General features: G+C 62.0%; 13 protein-coding genes and 2 rRNA genes. 2 read left to right on the top strand and 13 right to left on the bottom strand.

Features of this window, described 5'->3' with window-relative positions; all coding sequences use genetic code 11:
- Positions 1-102 precede the first annotated feature (102 nt).
- On the bottom strand, positions 103-684 hold the full coding sequence (locus BLU76_RS29390; RefSeq protein WP_092150273.1) for a hypothetical protein: 582 nt from the start codon (positions 682-684) through the stop codon (positions 103-105).
- Positions 685-785: 101 nt separating this feature from the next.
- Positions 786-1,787, bottom strand: a complete 1,002-nt coding sequence (locus BLU76_RS29395; RefSeq protein ID WP_092225635.1) for a zinc-dependent alcohol dehydrogenase family protein — start codon at positions 1,785-1,787, stop codon at positions 786-788.
- Between the two features lie 107 nt (positions 1,788-1,894).
- Between BLU76_RS29395 and BLU76_RS29400 the strand changes: the two genes are divergently transcribed.
- Entirely contained in the window at positions 1,895-2,773 is an 879-nt protein-coding gene (locus tag BLU76_RS29400) for a LysR family transcriptional regulator (RefSeq protein ID WP_092225637.1), read from the top strand.
- 9 nt (positions 2,774-2,782) lie between these two features.
- On the opposite strand, the gene BLU76_RS29405 is transcribed toward BLU76_RS29400, so the two are convergent.
- The 3 genes from BLU76_RS29405 to BLU76_RS29410 form a co-directional block, all read right to left on the bottom strand.
- Positions 2,783-4,096 carry an MFS transporter gene (locus tag BLU76_RS29405; protein ID WP_092225639.1) on the bottom strand — a complete coding sequence of 438 codons (1,314 nt, stop codon included), beginning with the start codon at positions 4,094-4,096 and terminating at the stop codon, positions 2,783-2,785.
- A 38-nt stretch (positions 4,097-4,134) separates the two neighbouring features.
- Positions 4,135-4,308, bottom strand: coding sequence for a hypothetical protein (locus tag BLU76_RS31640; protein WP_170862112.1), 174 nt, complete (start codon positions 4,306-4,308; stop codon positions 4,135-4,137).
- Between the two features lie 155 nt (positions 4,309-4,463).
- Entirely contained in the window at positions 4,464-5,024 is a 561-nt protein-coding gene (locus tag BLU76_RS29410) for a YbhB/YbcL family Raf kinase inhibitor-like protein (RefSeq protein WP_092150285.1), read from the bottom strand.
- A 140-nt stretch (positions 5,025-5,164) separates the two neighbouring features.
- Here BLU76_RS29410 and BLU76_RS29415 point away from each other — a divergent pair, with 140 nt between their 5' ends.
- Positions 5,165-6,697 carry an FAD-dependent oxidoreductase gene (locus BLU76_RS29415; RefSeq protein ID WP_092225642.1) on the top strand — a complete coding sequence of 511 codons (1,533 nt, stop codon included), beginning with the start codon at positions 5,165-5,167 and terminating at the stop codon, positions 6,695-6,697.
- A gap of 65 nt (positions 6,698-6,762) precedes the next feature.
- Here the strand turns inward: BLU76_RS29415 and pgaD are convergent, their stop codons facing one another.
- From pgaD to rrf (BLU76_RS29455), 8 genes are all read right to left on the bottom strand, one after another.
- Complete coding sequence (gene pgaD, locus BLU76_RS29420) at positions 6,763-7,269, bottom strand: poly-beta-1,6-N-acetyl-D-glucosamine biosynthesis protein PgaD (RefSeq protein WP_072347222.1); 507 nt, start codon at positions 7,267-7,269, stop codon at positions 6,763-6,765.
- A complete protein-coding gene (pgaC, locus tag BLU76_RS29425; protein WP_092150291.1) occupies positions 7,266-8,621 on the bottom strand; it encodes a poly-beta-1,6-N-acetyl-D-glucosamine synthase in 1,356 nt (451 codons plus the stop codon). The genes pgaD and pgaC overlap by 4 nt, the downstream gene beginning before the upstream one ends.
- A gap of 1 nt (position 8,622) precedes the next feature.
- Positions 8,623-10,620, bottom strand: a complete 1,998-nt coding sequence (gene pgaB, locus BLU76_RS29430) for a poly-beta-1,6-N-acetyl-D-glucosamine N-deacetylase PgaB (protein ID WP_092150294.1) — start codon at positions 10,618-10,620, stop codon at positions 8,623-8,625.
- Between the two features lie 12 nt (positions 10,621-10,632).
- Positions 10,633-13,113 (bottom strand): poly-beta-1,6 N-acetyl-D-glucosamine export porin PgaA, encoded by a 2,481-nt coding sequence (gene pgaA, locus BLU76_RS29435; protein WP_092225644.1) that lies wholly within the window; start codon positions 13,111-13,113, stop codon positions 10,633-10,635.
- A gap of 246 nt (positions 13,114-13,359) precedes the next feature.
- Positions 13,360-14,865: a YdgA family protein gene (locus BLU76_RS29440; protein WP_092150300.1), complete on the bottom strand. Its 1,506-nt coding sequence runs from the start codon at positions 14,863-14,865 to the stop codon at positions 13,360-13,362.
- 158 nt (positions 14,866-15,023) lie between these two features.
- The gene (locus BLU76_RS29445; protein WP_063323526.1) at positions 15,024-15,662 is read right to left on the bottom strand and encodes a hypothetical protein; all 639 of its coding nucleotides are present in this window, start codon (positions 15,660-15,662) and stop codon (positions 15,024-15,026) included.
- A gap of 174 nt (positions 15,663-15,836) precedes the next feature.
- A 5S ribosomal RNA gene (rrf, locus tag BLU76_RS29450) occupies positions 15,837-15,952 on the bottom strand.
- Between the two features lie 106 nt (positions 15,953-16,058).
- Positions 16,059-16,174 (bottom strand): 5S ribosomal RNA (gene rrf, locus BLU76_RS29455).
- Between the last annotated feature and the right edge of the window lie 137 nt (positions 16,175-16,311).

A 16,311-nucleotide genomic window follows, 5' to 3' on the forward strand; every position in this document is an offset into this window, starting at 1 on the left:
GGAATTTTTTTTGGCACGCTGGAAAAACCGGGCTGGCCCCCTCAAGGTGGCCAGCCCGTTACCGCGATCGGACCAATCGCCAGCACGTTGCAGCAGGCATCGTTAGCGGGACGGAATGCCCCGCAGATCATCGGCGATGAATCCGCTCAAATGGCCGGTGTAATAGTCTTCGACATCGGAGTTGCCTTTGTTCGTCAGGGCGCCCGCGATGCCTCTCATGGCCTCGAGCTGCCCGATCGCCCCACCCGGCATCAGCCCCTGGCGGGCCTGGGCAAAGTGCAGCACTTCGACACCGGCCTTCTTCACCTTGACCTGATAATTGAAATCGACACTGGCCAGATACGTACCGTCGGCGACGATTTTGTTCATGAAACCACCTTGAGTGTCCTGAATACGGCGCGCATAGACGGCGTTGACGTCCAGCAGATAGTCAGCGGTTTCCTTGCTGGAGGCATAGCGATTGCCATCGAGCAGGCGGACGATCAGGTCGGTGTGCAACTGGTCACGGACTTTTTCGTCGGGCAGGAAACGTTCGTTTTTGCCGACGACTTCAACGTTGAACGTGTCGATCCAATAGGTGGCGGTCTCGGGGATCGCCACCGGCGCAGGGGAGATGTAGTAGTCGGGCTTGGAAGCGCAACCGGCCATAAGGCAGAGGGCCAGCAACAGGGTAAAAACTCGCATTTGAATTCGTCCTTGAGAGGTAGCGGCATAATGGCGGCTGCATTCTACGGGGTTTGTATGAGCGCTCAAGTTGTTTGGCCCTGACGGAGTGCGGTCCCGTCTCACTCAATCCCAATGTCCACGACCGTTTTCCCCGCCCCACGCCCCTCGGCTACCTGCGCAAAGGCCTCATTGACTTGCTCCAGGCCAAACCGGCGCTGATCCAGCTTGATCCGCAGTTGCCCTGACTCAACCAGAGCGGCGGCCTCCCGCAAGATCTGACCATGATGCTCGCGCCCCTTGCCGGTCAGCAGCGGCATCAACGTAAACACCCCGGAATAGCTCGCCCCCCGAAACGACAGCGGCGCGAGGCTGTGTTGGCCCCAGCCGAGGCAACTGAGCACATGGCCGGTGTAGGTTTTTACCGCGTTGAAGGACGCATCCAAGGTCGGGCCGCCAACGGTGTCGTAGACAATGTCGAAGCCTTCGCCATCGGTGTACTGGCGCACGTAGCTGTCGGTGTCCTGGGTCCGGTAGTCGATGGCTGACGCGCCCAGTTCGCGGATGAAAGCCTGGCTGTCGGCCGAGCCCGTGGCGTAGACCTCGGCGCCACGGGCCTTGGCGATTTGCACGGCCATTTGACCGACGCCGCCCGCCCCGCCATGAATCAACACCTGTTGCCCGGCCCGAACGTTGGCGCGATCGACCAAGCCTTCCCAGGCCGTAATGAATGCCAGCGGCAAGGCGGCCGCTTCGCGCATGCTCAGTGAGCGAGGCTTGGGCGCAATCAGGCGGGCATCGACCGCGATGTATTCGGCCAGCGCGCCTTGGGCCCCGCCGATCCCGCCGGCCATGCCGAACACCTCGTCGCCAGGCGCGAAGTCATTCACGCCCTCTCCCCGTTCAACCACCATCCCGGCCAGGTCGATTCCCAATACGGCGGGCAGCGGCTGACGTGCGTGGGCCCCGCCTCCCGCCGCGATCTTGGTGTCCAGCGGGTTGATTCCGGCGGCATGCACCTTGATCAATACCTGGCCTTTGCCGGGAATGGGCCGGGAGATGGAACGGACAATCAGCGCAGCCTGAGCGGTTTCGGCAACGGCGGCGGACATGGTGTTGTTCATGACGGTAAACCTCCAATGAGTGGGCAGGTTCATAGTGCGAGGGAAGACGCATTCCGATAAGTGAGCAACAATGGATAGGATTTATTCCAGGCAGAGGCTAAATCCAGATGGATCTGTTCGACGCAATGCAGGTGTTCGTGCGGGTGGTAGAGCGCGGCTCGTTTTCGGCCGTCGCCAGGGAACTGAACCTGGGCCAACCGGCGGTGAGCAAGCAGATCCGCGCGTTGGAGCAACACCTTGGCGGGGCGCTGTTTGCCCGCAGCACCCGCCAGCTCGCGCTGACCGACCAGGGGCAGCGCTTCTACGCCGAGAGCAAGGACATACTCGCCAGCGTGGACGCCGCACGACTCAGTTTCGCCAGTGGCCAGGAACAGATCGCCGGCCTTCTGCGCGTGGCGGCGCCCGTCAGTTTCGGCCGATTGTGTATTGCGCCCCTGGTGGGCGAGTTCCTGGCCCTTCACCCACAGCTTCGTATCGACTTGAGGTTAAGTGATCAGAACGAAGATGTGCTGAAGGAAAACATCGACCTTGCGATTCGCATCGGCGCGGTGAAAAACGAAGGACTGGTGGCGGTTTCCCTCGGCGACAGCCCGCGCCGGGTGTACGCCTCCCCCGCCTATCTGCAACAGCACGGCACGCCCCTCGCACCGGCTGACCTGGCCGGCCATAACTGTTTGGCGTTCACACTGCTGGAGCATTACGACATCTGGCGGTTCGACCAGGATGGCCGACAGCACAGCGTAACGATCAAGGGCAACGTCACCTGCAACAGCAGCGAGGCGATCCGGGAAATGGTGCTGTCGGGCCTGGGCGTTTCGCTTTCACCGCAGTGGTTGTTCGCTGCCGATGTTCGCCAGGGTACCGTCTGCCCCCTGCTGGCCGATTACCAGCCACTGGCACTGCCCATCAGCGCCGTGTTCAGTCAAGATCGACGCCGCTCGGCACGGACTCGTGCTTTTGTGGATTTTTTGCGTGAGCGTCTTTGACCAGCCGGATCAGGATTCACAAGCCAATGACGGCTGCGCCGCCTTCCCATGCCGTCCTGGAAAATACGCCGCCGCCCCCACGCCCACCGCCCCCATCACCACGCAATACCCCACGCACACCCACGGGCTCCATGGCACCAGGGCGATCAGCATCAACGGTGTCATGCTGGCCCACAGGGCATAGGCGATGTTGTAGGTGAGCGAGATGCCGGACACGCGGATCTTCGGCGGGAACAGGCCGACCATCACCGACGGCACCGCACCAACCACGCCGCAACCCAGCCCGGCCACGGCGTAAGCCAGGCCCAGCCAGGCGCTGCCGCTGATCAGGCTGGCGTAGAGCACGGCAATGCCCACAGGCAGCAGCAGGCTGTAGAGCATGACGGTACGCCAGGCGCCGATGCGGTCGACGATGAGCCCGGCCAGGACGCAGCCGATGTTCAGGAACACGATGCCCAGGCTGCTCAGGGCGAAGGTGTGGCTGGGGGTCATGCCGAAGCTTTTCTGCATCACGGTCGGGGTGATGACCACGAACACCACCACGGCAGAGGTCAGCACGCAGGTCAGGATGGCGGCGGGCAGCAAGGCCTGGCGGTGGTCGCGCAGGACCGTGCGCAACGGCAGTTCCGCTGCGCCTTCGCGATTGGCTTGCAGGGCCATGAAGATCGGCGTTTCGCTCAGCCAGCGACGCAGCCAGACGCCGATCACGCCGAAGACGCCCCCCAACAGGAACGGCAGGCGCCAGGCGTAATCGAGAATCTCCGTCGGCGTGTAGATCCGCGCCAGCGCCGTTGCGGTCAGGGCGCCCAGCAGGTAGCCGAAGGTCAGGCCGGCCTGGAGGAAACCCAGGGCATAGCCGCGATGATGCAGCGGCGCGTGTTCGGCCACGAATACCCAGGCGCTGGGCACCTCACCGCCCACCGCCGCACCTTGCAGGATACGCAGCGCCAGCAACAGCAACGGTGCGAAATAACCGATTTGCGCGTAGGTCGGCATCACGCCGATGAGCAGGCACGGCAAGGCCATCATCAGGATGCTCAGGCTGAACACCCGCTTGCGTCCCAGGCGATCAGCGAAGTGCGCCATGAGAATGCCGCCTAGGGGCCGGGCCAGGTAGCCGGTGGCAAAAATCCCGAAGCTTTGCAGCAGGCGCAGCCAATCGGGCATTTCCGGCGGGAAGAACAACTGGCTGAGAGTCAGGGCGAAGAAGACGAAGATGATGAAATCGTAGATCTCCAGCGCACCGCCCAAGGCGGCCAGGCCCAGGGTCTTGTAATCGGATCGGCTGAATCGGTCACCGGGTAGAACAGGGATGGCAGTCATAGGCAGATTTGAACGATAAGTTAAAAGAGGGCGACGGCTCAGGCGTCGCGATCAGTGTCCACCGGTTGAACCGGTGGCTGGCCTGGCTCGGCGTCTTCGGCCTCGTCGGCAGGCAGGAAATCCTTTCGGCTCTGGGCGATGGCCCGGCGTATTTCGTCGCCCTTGGTCGGGCAGTTCAGGAGGCGGGCGATGCCGTCGGGTTTCTGCGTCATCGCCATCCTCCGGCATGAGTGAACAGGGGCTCGATAGTGCTCGCTTTTGGCGCGTGATGCCAATTTTGTGTCTGGACGGCGCCATTGTGGCAAGGGGTGCTTTGCACCCCAACGGGGATAAATCCCCTCTCCACAGGGGGTTGTGTCGTCTTGGGTCAGCGGTGGTAGCGGCGCACTACGCTACTGTTGCGCAGCACGTGGCCTTTGATTTTTTCCATCAGTTGGGCGCGTGTGAGGTCGGCGGGCAGTGCTTCCGGCGGCAGGTCCAGGGCGAAAAGCTGGATCAGGTAGTGGTGAGCGCTGTCGCCGACAGGCGGGCAAGGACCGACGTAGCCGTGGGTGTTCTTGCTGTTGATACCACTCATGCCTTCCAACGAGGACTTGGTGCCGGCGCCCGCCGGAATCTGCCGCGTGGTGGCCTTGATGCCGTAGTGGACCCAGTGGTCGACACCTTGGCCCCTTTGGCCGTCCGGGTCCAACATGACGATGGCGTAGCTGAGGGTGCCGGGTGGGCCGGCGTTCCAACTCAGGGCCGGAGAAATGTTCTTGCCACCACAGGTGTTGGCATCACTGGCTGCCGCCGCCGTGAAGAGGCGGTCGTCCGACACACCGGGGATGCTGAGGGTAAAACGCTCCTCGGCCTGGACAGCCCCTTGTGCGCACAGCACCAGGGCGACGGCCGCCAGCCAAGGGGAGAAAAAATTCAATCGGGTCATACCGGGGGCACCTTGTGCGTGTCTGGCCATGGACGGCTTGCGAACTATAGCCGCAGCTTCGCCAAGGTTGCAGTGACAATTATGCTGAAACTCGCTCCGTTCCTGCGACTCCAAAGGGAAACGCCTGCCGGAGAATGACCATGTCTCTGCATCAAGTCGCCCGTTTCGCCGACGTTCGTGAAGACCGCGGCCTCGAAGTCAAAATCGACGACACGTCCATCTTGCTGTTGCGCTCCGGTGATCAAGTGCGCGCCTTCCAAGGCAAATGCCCGCATGCCGGCGCACCACTGGCCAAGGGCGCGGTGTGCCACGGACGGCTGATTTGCCCCTGGCACAAGGCCGCGTTCCGCACGGAAGACGGCGCCCTGTGCGAACCGCCGGCCCTCGACAGCCTGGCGCGCTACCACGTCGAGGTCCGGGACGGTGTCGTCTGGGTCGACGATCAACCATTGCCAACCGATAAAGTCCCGCCGGCCGATGACGCACGCACGTTTGTCATCATCGGCGCCGGTGCCGCCGGCACGGCTTGCGCGGCGGCGTTGCGGGAGAAGGGTTTTGGCGGTCGAATCCTGATGATCGACCGCGAAGCCGAGGCCGGCTACGACCGGACGGTGCTGAGCAAGTATGTGTTGGCCGGCGACATGGCAGTCAACGAGACAGCGCCGCTGCGCGATGAAACCTACTTCACCCGGCAACGCATCGAAAGGCTCTATGGCGAGGTCACCCATTTGGACCCCGACGCTCGGCAAATCCAACTCGCCGATGGCCGGCAGCTGGACTACGACGCCGCGCTCATTGCCACTGGCGGGGCACCCAAGATGCCAGCACTGCCCGGCATCGAATTGCCGCAAGTCTTCGTGCTGCGTTCGATCGCCCACGCCCGGCAGATTCTCGACACGGTCCGGCCAGGGCAACAGGCGGTGATCATCGGCGACAGTTTCATCGCCATGGAAGTCGCCTCGTCCCTGCGCAAGCGCGGGCTGGACGTCACCGTCCTGGCCCGGCATCCGGTACCGTTCGCTGCACAGATGGGTGAGAGCGTTGGCCAGGCCATCCTGGCCCGGCACCGGGCCAACGGCGTGGTGTACCACACCGACGGCGAAGCGGCACGGATCGAGGGAGCGCACAAGGTCGAAGCCGTGGTGCTGGATAACGGCCAGCGTCTGGCTGCGGACCTGGTGATCGTCGGCATTGGCGTGCACCCGGCCACCGAGCCGTTTGCCGGGTTGCCACGGGAACAGGACCAGTCGCTATCCGTTGACGCAGGCATGCGTGTGGCTGAAGGCGTATGGGCCGTGGGTGATATCGCGACGTTCCCCCTCAACGGCGCGCCTGTGCGCATCGAGCATTGGCGCCTGGCCCAGCAACAGGCGCGCATCGCCGCTGCGAACATGCTCGGCGGCGACGAGCACTATCTGGACGTGCCGTTTTTCTGGACCTATCACTTTGGCAAACGCTACGACTATCTTGGCCACGCCGAGCACTGGGACGAAGTGGAATTCAAGGGCACGCCCGAGCATCCGCCCTTTATTGCCCTACTGGGCAAGGACGGCCTGGTTGCCGCCGCAGTGGCCTGTGATGAAGGCCGGGCCATGGCGGCGTTGGCCCAGCGCATGAAACAACCGTTGCCGGTGGACGAGGCATGGCGGCTGGTTCGGGATTTCTCTTCGTAGATCTGCCCCCCAAAAAATCCCCTGTGGGAGCGGGCTTGCTCGCGAAAGCGTCGGCACGGCTTGCATCAATGTACGGAGTGATCGGCCGGCAGGTGAATCACGCCCGGCCGCTCCAGTGGCGCCAGGGGCGGTGGCTGCAAGTCGGGGCTGAGCAAGTGGAAGTGCGGCACGACGTGGCTGATGTCGCCGTCCTGATTGTTGTGAATAGTCTTCGAGCCGGGCTGGCGCAGCGTGTCCAGGCGCTCGTCGGTCAACTTGAAACTGGCGCTCAAGCCCTGGTCATTCACGACCGGGGCCGGCGACCGGCGCTGGGCGAAGCTGCGACTTTTACGCTGTTGGTAACGCGCCCAGGTAATCAACAGCACCGCGTTGACCAAGGCGATCCATCCATAGACCTGCAAGGTCCCCAGGGTATCGAACAGTGACCCTCCCGGGCGCGGACCGGCCTGGCTCGCGAACAGCGGCCACAGTCCATTGACCAGCAAGTACAACAACCCCACCCACGCCAGTACGGTAAAAAACGCATCGATGAGCACCAGAAAAGGCCGTTGCCGGGTCCTGATAATTTTCATCGGATCACTTCCTCTTCCTGATCATCGAACGGTTTGATACCGCGATCCGGACTGATCCAGCGCGCACGCTTCTGATGCTGCCCGAACAGCACTTTTGGAAAGCTCACCAGAGTGGTGAAGAGGCTGATCAGCCAGAACACCAACGGGTACCAGACCACCCAGAACATGATGTGCCACAGGCCTTTTTCGTAGCGGCGGTCGATCAGGATGCTCACCGCGAACTGCAGCAGGCACACCACGGCCAGCAGCAGCCCGGTGAAGGCTGGCGGCATGAGGTGATCGACCGCGATGGCCTCTGGCATTTCGACGAACTTGCCAGCCCCCCAGAAAATCACCGACAGCAGGAACGTGAACGCCCAACCGGTGGACAGGCAATATTCGAACAACAGTGGCCACAGGTAGCGGTGGCGATACTGCCAGATGCCACGGATGTTCTTGAACAACACCTCGGCGCCCCCCTGGGCCCAGCGCAGCCGTTGCCGCCACAGGCCACGCAGGGTTTCGGGCATGAGGATCCAGCACAGCGCGCGCGGCTCGTAGAAGATGCTCCAGTGATCCAGTTGCAGCTTCCAACTGATGTCGATGTCTTCGGTGATCATGTCCGGGCTCCAGTAGCCAACCCGGTGCAGGGCGGAGCGACGGAACGCGACGATTACGCCAGACACGGTGAAGATCCGCCCGAACACCCGTTGAGTGCGCTTGATCAGGCCGATGATCGAGGAAAACTCGCCGACCTGGACCCGGCCTATCAAGGTCGAGCGGGTACGGATGCGCGGGTTGCCGGTCACCGCGCCGAGGCGGGCGTTGTCCAGCATCGGCGCCACCAGGTAGGCACAGGTGTTCGGCGCCAGCAGCGCGTCACCGTCGATGCACACCAGGTATTCACTGCGCGCCGCGATGGCGCCCATGCGCAGGGCCACGGCCTTGCCCTGGTTTTCCGCCAGGTGCAGGACGCGCAGGCGCGGATCTTCACCCGCCAGCTGATCGAGCATCTGGGCCGTGTTGTCCTTGGAGCCGTCGTTGATGGCGATGACTTCAATGTTCGGGTAATGCTGACCCAGCGCCGCGTGAATGGTGTCGGCGACGTTATCGCCTTCGTTGAAGCACGGGATCAGGATACTGATCAACGGCTCGCCGGCCAGGGGCGGTGGCAAGGTGTCGTCCTTCCACGGCCAGTGGCGCTCCCAGTGCAGCCAGAAGTACAGGCCGCCGGCGATCCACAGCCCGGACATGAACAGCGGGTAAAAGAACACGAAGTCCATCAGGAATTGCCCGGTGACCAGGAAGATCAGGCCCAGGGGCACCCCAAGGACGATCGCCAGCACCAGCAGAGCGAGCAGTCTGTCGAGCATGTCAAGGATTCCACTTGTTGGAGAGCGCCGGCCGCACGGTTTTCACAGCGGGCTGGTCTTCGATGAAGTTGTCCGGGTAGTAGCCGAAACTGGTCACGCCTTTGCGCTTGAGGCGCCCCATCCAGTCGGCCAATTGCTCGCCGTCGATATCGCTGACCGGTTTGCTGTGCCAGTCCCGGGCCTGCAGTTCGAACACCGTGCGCTTGAGCGCGCCGGGACGGGCCTTGACGGTGTCCACCAGGCGCTCGAGCCAGGGACCGGATTGCTGGCGGGTCTGGTTTTCCATCAACGGCATGGCCATCGGCGCCGTCCAGTCATAGGCGCCGAGGAAGTCGTCAAGGTTCTGGGCGAACCAGGCTTCGCTTTGCGGGTTGAGCATCGGTTCGGCAAAGATATTGCGCGCCGTCAGGATCTGCGGACCACGAATCGCCCGGACCTTGGCGGTCAGCTCATGGGTGAAGTCGATCAGGTAGCGGCTCTTGAAGCGGGTCCAGCGTTGCATCGCTACAGGATCGGCCCGCAGGGCGGCAATGGACGTCGGCAGGCCGTTGGCGGCATAGACTTTCAGGGCTGCGGGGCTGGCGTCCTCGAAATCGGAGAACACCGCGTCGTCATGGTACAAAACGCCATCCAATGAGCTCATCCGCGCCAGATCCTGGTAGATCTCGCCAATGACCTTGCGCACGTTCGGGTCGAACGGCGATAAACGCACGTACTGGTCCGGGGCAACGCCAGTCTTGCCGGTTTCCGGATCCCAGCGCTGTACCCGCGAAAGCTTCGCGTCCAGGGCGAAACTGAGCACCGGCATCCAGGCATAGACCTTGGCGTTGGCCCGAGTGCGCAGTTGCCAGGCGACACGGTCGAACAGGTCGGCGCGTACCGGCAGGTGGCGGTTGGGGAAGTACAACGAATGCACCAGGCCGTCGCCTTTCGGATCGGCGAAGGCTTGCAGGAACACCGTATTGGCGCCCAGGTCGGAAATGCGCTGGACCAACTGGCCGACGTTGGCGTCCTGCTGCACCGGATCCGGGTCATAGACGTAGTCCAGGTCGACATGCACCACGCGCATCGGGTCCATCGTCTGCACCGACACGATGCTTTCGGCGAAATGGGCGCCATCCGGATCGGACGCCACCAGGAAGCGTGGGCCGCTCATCAGGTTATCCAGGCTGTCGAGACCATCCTCCAGGGTCAGGGCCATTTGATAGCCCTCGTTGCCAATCACCTGCAACGCAGTACCGTCGGCTTCACCGTACGGCCAGACCCAGACACGCGGGCTGTAGCCAGTGACCTTGCGGATCTTCTCGGAAATGGCCGCCACGTCCTTGCGCAAGCGAGCCTGGAACTCGGCCTCGGTCTCGTAACGACCGGTGGCGGGGTCGTAGCGCCGGGTGGTCGCAGCGGGTTGCTGGTTGCCCTGCGGGTTGGCGAGGATGCCTTTGTGATTGGCATCGGTGTGGGCGGCGATTTCCACCAGGCCCGATTTGGAAACCTCGCGAATTTGCTCCCAGGTCAGGAACTCGGAACGCTTGCGTGGCACCCCGGCGAAATCCACCGTTTGGTTCAGCGGCGTATCCACCCAACTGCCGACCGGGGCAAGGATCGCTGGCCAGTTATAGGCACGCAGGATGGGCATGACGCGGGTGTAGAAGCTTGCGTAACCGTCGTCGAAACTCAGCAGCACCGCACGCGGTGGCAGTTCCGGGCCGCCATTGCGGGCCGTGATGATCTGATCCACCGTGACCGGCTGGTAGTTGTTTTCCCGCAGCCACGCCAGTTGCTCGATCAACCGTTCGGTACGCACGGCCACCAGCGCTTGGTCCGGGTCACGGTCGTCGACATCGTGGTAGGCAATGCCGAGCACATGGTTCTTCGGCCACGGGGCGTCATTGGCCGCCAGCGGACGCTGCGAAGGCGGCGTGAATGCCGGGGCTTGCTGGGCACAAGCGCTGATCAGCAAGACCCCCAGCAGAAGGATGAATCGCGAAATGACAGGCATCTTCAAACTCTTCTAGAAGCGATAGGTGAGGTCGACAAGCAGGCGCAGATCGCTTTCGCGATCGCCGTCGTAGGGGCGGTTGAGCCAGCTCAGCGCGGCACCGGCCTCCAGCACGTCGTTCCAGATGAAACGCTGGCCGTAGCCGAGCAATCCCATGGCCCCGGTGTTGTAGTCGCGCTGGCTGTAGGTACCGGCACCGACCTGGAATTGCTGGCTCCACGTGGTCTCGTAGCGGCGGTACAACACGTGGTTGGCGCTCACGGTCGGCATGACGCTGAAATCCGCTTTCGGATTGAAATAGGGCACTTCATTGGAGCCGCTGTTGCGGCTGGCACCGACTTCCAGACCCAGTTCCACTTGCAGGCGCGGCGTGCTGTAAATGCCCTCGCGGCCGGTCAGCTGGGTTTCGAGGCGATTGTTACCGTCACTGAAATGGGACGGGCTCACCGTCAGCCGCCACTCGCGGCTTTCATGGGCCCGCCAGCGGACGAAACCGCTACCGCCGTTGGCGCGAATGCCGCTGTTGAGCGCCCGCAGCGGGGTATTGGCCGAGAGGTAATCCAGGCTGCCGCCGTACTGCCAGTGGTCGTCGATGTCCTGGGCCACGGCCAGGCGCGCGCCTTGCTTGTCGCCGGAACCATAAGAGTGATTGGAGACCTCGGCCTCCAGCGTCATGTCCCGGGTGCGACGCTCCACGCCCAGGCGCTGCCAACGGTGGTGACCAGTACCTTCCTCGAAATCACCGGTGGCGTAGCCGGCACCGCCGAACAGCCGCCAGTCTTCATCGATGGGCGGGCTGTAGAGCAGCGTTTCGATACCAAAGTCCCGGCTGCCGGTGACTGCACCGGCATCACCATTGCCACCGCCATAGCTCTTGCCGGTGTAGGCCTCGATGCGCAGCTCGGCCATGTCGTGTACCTCGCGCTGGCGCTGCAGACGTTTGACATGGGCGTTTTCCGGGTAGCGGGCGACCACGTCGTCGGTCAGGGCATCCAGCTGCCGCCACTCCTGCAAATCCATGGCCGCACGGGCCTGGGCGATTTCCAGGTCACGGTTGCGCGGGATCGTCGCCTCGACTTCTTTGAGCAGGTTTTCCGAACGGCGCGGCCAGTCACGGGCCTGGTACAGATCGGCCTGGGCCAGACGCATGCCGGTGTTGCCGGGGCCCTGGCTCACCAGGGTTTCCAGGCGCGCTTCGGCAGAGGGCAAGTCGGCGCCGTACGTGCCGGCCTGGGCGGCGAGTTGCTGGGCGTCCATCCATTCATCGTTGGGGTTGCCGATCGGCAGGCCTTTGAGCTCGATGCGCGGACGCTGGGCTTTCGCCATGTCTTCGGCCAGTGCACGGGCCTCTTCGGATTTTTCACTTTCCAGCAACGCATAGTAGAGCGCGGTGCTGTCTTCAAAACGCTCCGCGGGATCGGCATCCGGCGCAGTCAGGACCCGGCGGTACAGATCGACGGCAATCTCCGGCTCCCGCTGTTCCAGATAGGAAGAGGCCACCCAGCGCAGGGCGTAAGTGGGAATGCTCACGCCCTCGGCGATCAGCTTCTGGTATTCGGCAATCACTTCTGCTCGACGGGCGCGGGCATTGAGCGCGCCCATGCGATCGATGCGCCAACGGAGTACATCGTCGTGGGCCTCGGCCACCGGGGTCCAGGTGGCGAGCAACTTGTCGTAGTCGGCCAGTGCTCGGTCGGCAATGACGAAGCGCTCATGTTCGCTGCGGCTGGCCATGTCCGCCAGGCGCACCCGTTCGGCGGCGACGTCACCCTCCAGGCGTCGTTGCACGCCACGGTCGATCAGCCCCGGCTGCAGGCGCGCCAGGCGCAGCGCCGGCTCCGGCAGCCGCGCGCGCTGCAGGGCATAGACGTATTCACGCGCAACCTCTGGGCTGTTACCGGCGCGAGTGAAGGCCTGGTCGTATTCGAACAGCGCTTCGTGGGGGCTGTCGGCGCGGGTCAAGGCATAACCCAATGCCAGTCGACGCACCGGATCTGTCGGCTTGGCAGCGACCAGGGCCTTGGCGCGAGTGACGGCTTCGTCGGGCTGGCCTGCATCGGCCTGGGTCAAGGCCAGGCCGAGTTGCAAGTCGGGGTTCTGAGGGTCGATCACCAACGCCTGGCGGTACAGCTCGGCCGCCGAATCCCAACGCTTGAGGTTGCGATAGGCACGAGCCGTCGCAGTCAGCGCCTGGACGGGCAGCGCTCGATTGCGGCCTTGGGTCTCATAGACCGTCACCACCTCGGTATCGAGGCCGGCCCAGCTGGCGATCTGCAGGTGGTCACTGATCTGTGCGGCGCTGGCCTGGCCGGCCGGCACCTGGCGCAACGCCGTCAGCGCAGGGGTGTAATGGCCTGCACGGGCGTCGAGCACCATTTGGTCATAGGCGGTATCGGCAAACGCCAGCATCGGCCAGCACAGTTGGCTGCACAGCGCGACACGAAACAACGGGCGCAAACCACGTTGAATAAAAGGACCCACAGTACGCGGCATTCGTCAGCATCCTTACATGGCCAGCCGGGTCGCAGTGCCCCCTTGCCCATCAAACAGGAAGCCGGATCAAAGGAATCCAGCCAAGCTCTAATGGGCCTAGTCTTGCACTCTCAGGCGGGTCATCTTCAGGAACGCCACAATTCTTCAGAATCGCTACAGATTTCGGCGCAGGGCTGATCGATAGGCTTAAAAAAACCCGGCCCATGCGTGATGCACGGGCCGGGTTTGGGGTGTTGCCCGAGCGCGTTACTGGACGGCGACGCCACCACCCAGCTTGCTCATCACGAATGCCGTGAATTGCTCAACGGTCATTTTCTGGCCGTTGAAATCGACCTGATTGTTGGCGTAGTGCAGCTTGGTGACAACATCGTTGCCTTCAAGCGTTGCCAGTTCCGAACCGACCGCCATGGCGCTGAACATATCGCTGGTGGCAGTGGCCTGATCGGCGATCAACTTCGCATCCGTCTGGCCTTCCATCTGTGCCTGTACGGTCATCAGGTCGACCAGCATCGGTTTGGAAACCTTGAGATTGAAATCCAGCAGCGCGAGCAACTGACGGCCCAACTCATCCGGTGGCAGGTCCATGGACTGCGGCTTGGCCAGATCAACGATCAGGTTGGCGCGGCTTTCACCATTGGCGGTGCTGAACGACAGGTTTTCCAACGCCACTTGCGGGGCGCCGGCCAGGAGTTTCTCCAGATCAGCCTTGACCTGCGCTTCTTCAGCTTCGGTCAGGCTCAGCTCTGGCGCCGGTTCGCCGGCTGCTGCGGCCTCGGCTGCAGCTTTTTCGTAGGGTTGCAGCTTGGTCTGGTAAATCTGCATCAGCGACATGGTGGCCGGGATGTCCAGGTTCTTCAGGCTGACTGCCATCTGCGCCGAGCCAATGGTCTTGTCGTTGAACGACAACTCACCGATCTTGTAATCGGCACGCCCCGAAGCGCTGGTGCCGCTCTCGGTGCTGCTGTTCTTCATCTCGAAGTTCTTCAGGCCCAGCACCGACTTCGGCTCACCAAAGGTGGCCTTGGTGTTGCTCAGCAGCAGGGTGTTGTCACCCATGTAGTAACCGTAGGAGCTTTTGCTCAGGTTGCTCGCCAATGTCAGGCCGCTCAGCTCTACCTGCACGGGAGTCTGGTCTTCGGCGACGGTGGTCAGCTTGAAGCTGTCCATATAGCCGTCGGCCTTGACCTTCTGTGCCTGGGCGCTGGCAGCCAGGTCGATTTTAAGACCGGAGAAAGTGAGCTGGGATTGCTCATCCAGCTTGGTATCCACGGGCAGCAGCTCGTAGGTGCCATTGATGGATTGATCGTACCCCAGGTTGACCACACCTTTGAGCGGCGATTGGTCCTTGGTGGCGGCGAACCACTTGTCGGTCAGCGGATTGCGCTCAAGCGCGGTGTGACTGGTGGCCATGACCGGTAGCCATTTGAGTGTTATCAAGCGCGAAAATGGCAGTGGGCCGTGTTCGATCTGGTCGACGAAGAGCAACTCAACCGGCTCGCCACCGAAGATCTCGCCCTCGCCCTTGAGGCGGTAGTGGGCGGTGCTGCTGAACGTTCCACGGTCCATGGAAACCAGCTCCAGGGTGGCGGTGCTATTGGACCCGGCCAAGGCTGTCTGCATCTGCTTGTTGCTATCGGCAATAGCGTTCGTCAACACGCCTTCGAGCTTGGTCCCGGTGTACCAGGCGCCGCCCGCGCTGACAGCACCGACAGCCACAACGATTCCCAGGAGTATGCTTGCTGATTTATTCATGAGTGACCCGATCGATATCCATGGTTGAACAAAGCCGTCGTCTTCCCTGACCCGCAAAGGGTGTGGCTCGACGCCGAAAAAGAGGAGGGGAGATTACCATCAGGCACCCCTGCGGGCCCAATGTTTAAAGGGGTAAAAACGTTTTCTTGCGAGGTGGTCTACGAATATTGGACTTCGATCTCGTCGAGCTGATGGTCGAAAGTCTTGAGACGGGCCGTCCAGGTGTACACCAGCACTTCGAAATCGCGATTGATCACTGCCGCGCCCGATGATGAGTCTGCGCGTGAATCGCAGAAGTCCAGTTGATAGCGCTCACGGGCCATGGCATTAGCCACGTCACACAACTCTCGGGCGTTGTTGAGCCAATGCCAGCCGTCCTGGGTGACTTGCTTGTCCAAGGCAGCACATTGGGTTTTCAGGGCTTCCAGGCTTTTTTCCAAAGGGGTACCGGTGAGCTCCCCCATGACTTCCTGGAACGTGCGGCCAGGCTGCCAATAACTGCCCCAGAAATACCGGTCAAACACCGTTTCGACACGTCGCAGCGCAACCTTGGTGTCCCAAATCAGCACCAGTGTCTTACCTTGTTCGAGGTGTTTTTTCTTGATGCGCTGACCCTGAAGCGATGCCCAGGCCACAATCGCAATGGATATCACACCGATCAGCGCCGCGGCGCTATCGAGGAACAACAGCGCTTTATCGATCTGGTGAGTGAGCATGACGCCATAGAAATAAGTGGCCGAAAGCAGCAGCAAAGCCGCAATGGCGCACCAGAAGCCGGGAGCATAAGGGTTTTTCATTATTGGAATCCCCATGACCAGTGACGTCGCGGGCCCTTGGTCGCCAAGGCCCGACTATCACAGCATAGCAACGGCATTGGGGGTTTGCCGGGGCATCAGGGGCTTGATCCGATTACCGGCCCAAAACGACAAAACCCCTGGCTGCTGATGCAGACAGGGGTTCTGGGAATTCAATCTTGACGATGACCTACTCTCACATGGGGAAACCCCACACTACCATCGGCGATGCATCGTTTCACTTCTGAGTTCGAGATGGGATCAGGTGGTTCCAATGCTCTATGGTCGTCAAGAAATTCTGTGACCAACCCGTTCAACAACAACGTGTCGGTAAAATCGATGACTTCTACAAAAACAAAACCCCTACCTGCATCAGCAGATAGGGGTTTCGGAATTTAATCTTGACGATGACCTACTCTCACATGGGGAAACCCCACACTACCATCGGCGATGCATCGTTTCACTTCTGAGTTCGGGATGGGATCAGGTGGTTCCAATGCTCTATGGTCGTCAAGAAATTCGGTAGCCAGCGCGTGCCTTGCGGTCACGTTCCAGCGAATGGGTATGCGATAGTTTGTGTGTTGCTGTCGAGTCTCTCGAACTTTCGGTTCGTTTCGTCTTCACACACCGCAATCTGGTCTCTTTCGCCTTT

Origin of the sequence: Pseudomonas sp. NFACC08-1 (assembly GCF_900106735.1) — a bacterium.
GTDB lineage: Bacteria > Pseudomonadota > Gammaproteobacteria > Pseudomonadales > Pseudomonadaceae > Aquipseudomonas > Aquipseudomonas fluorescens_Q.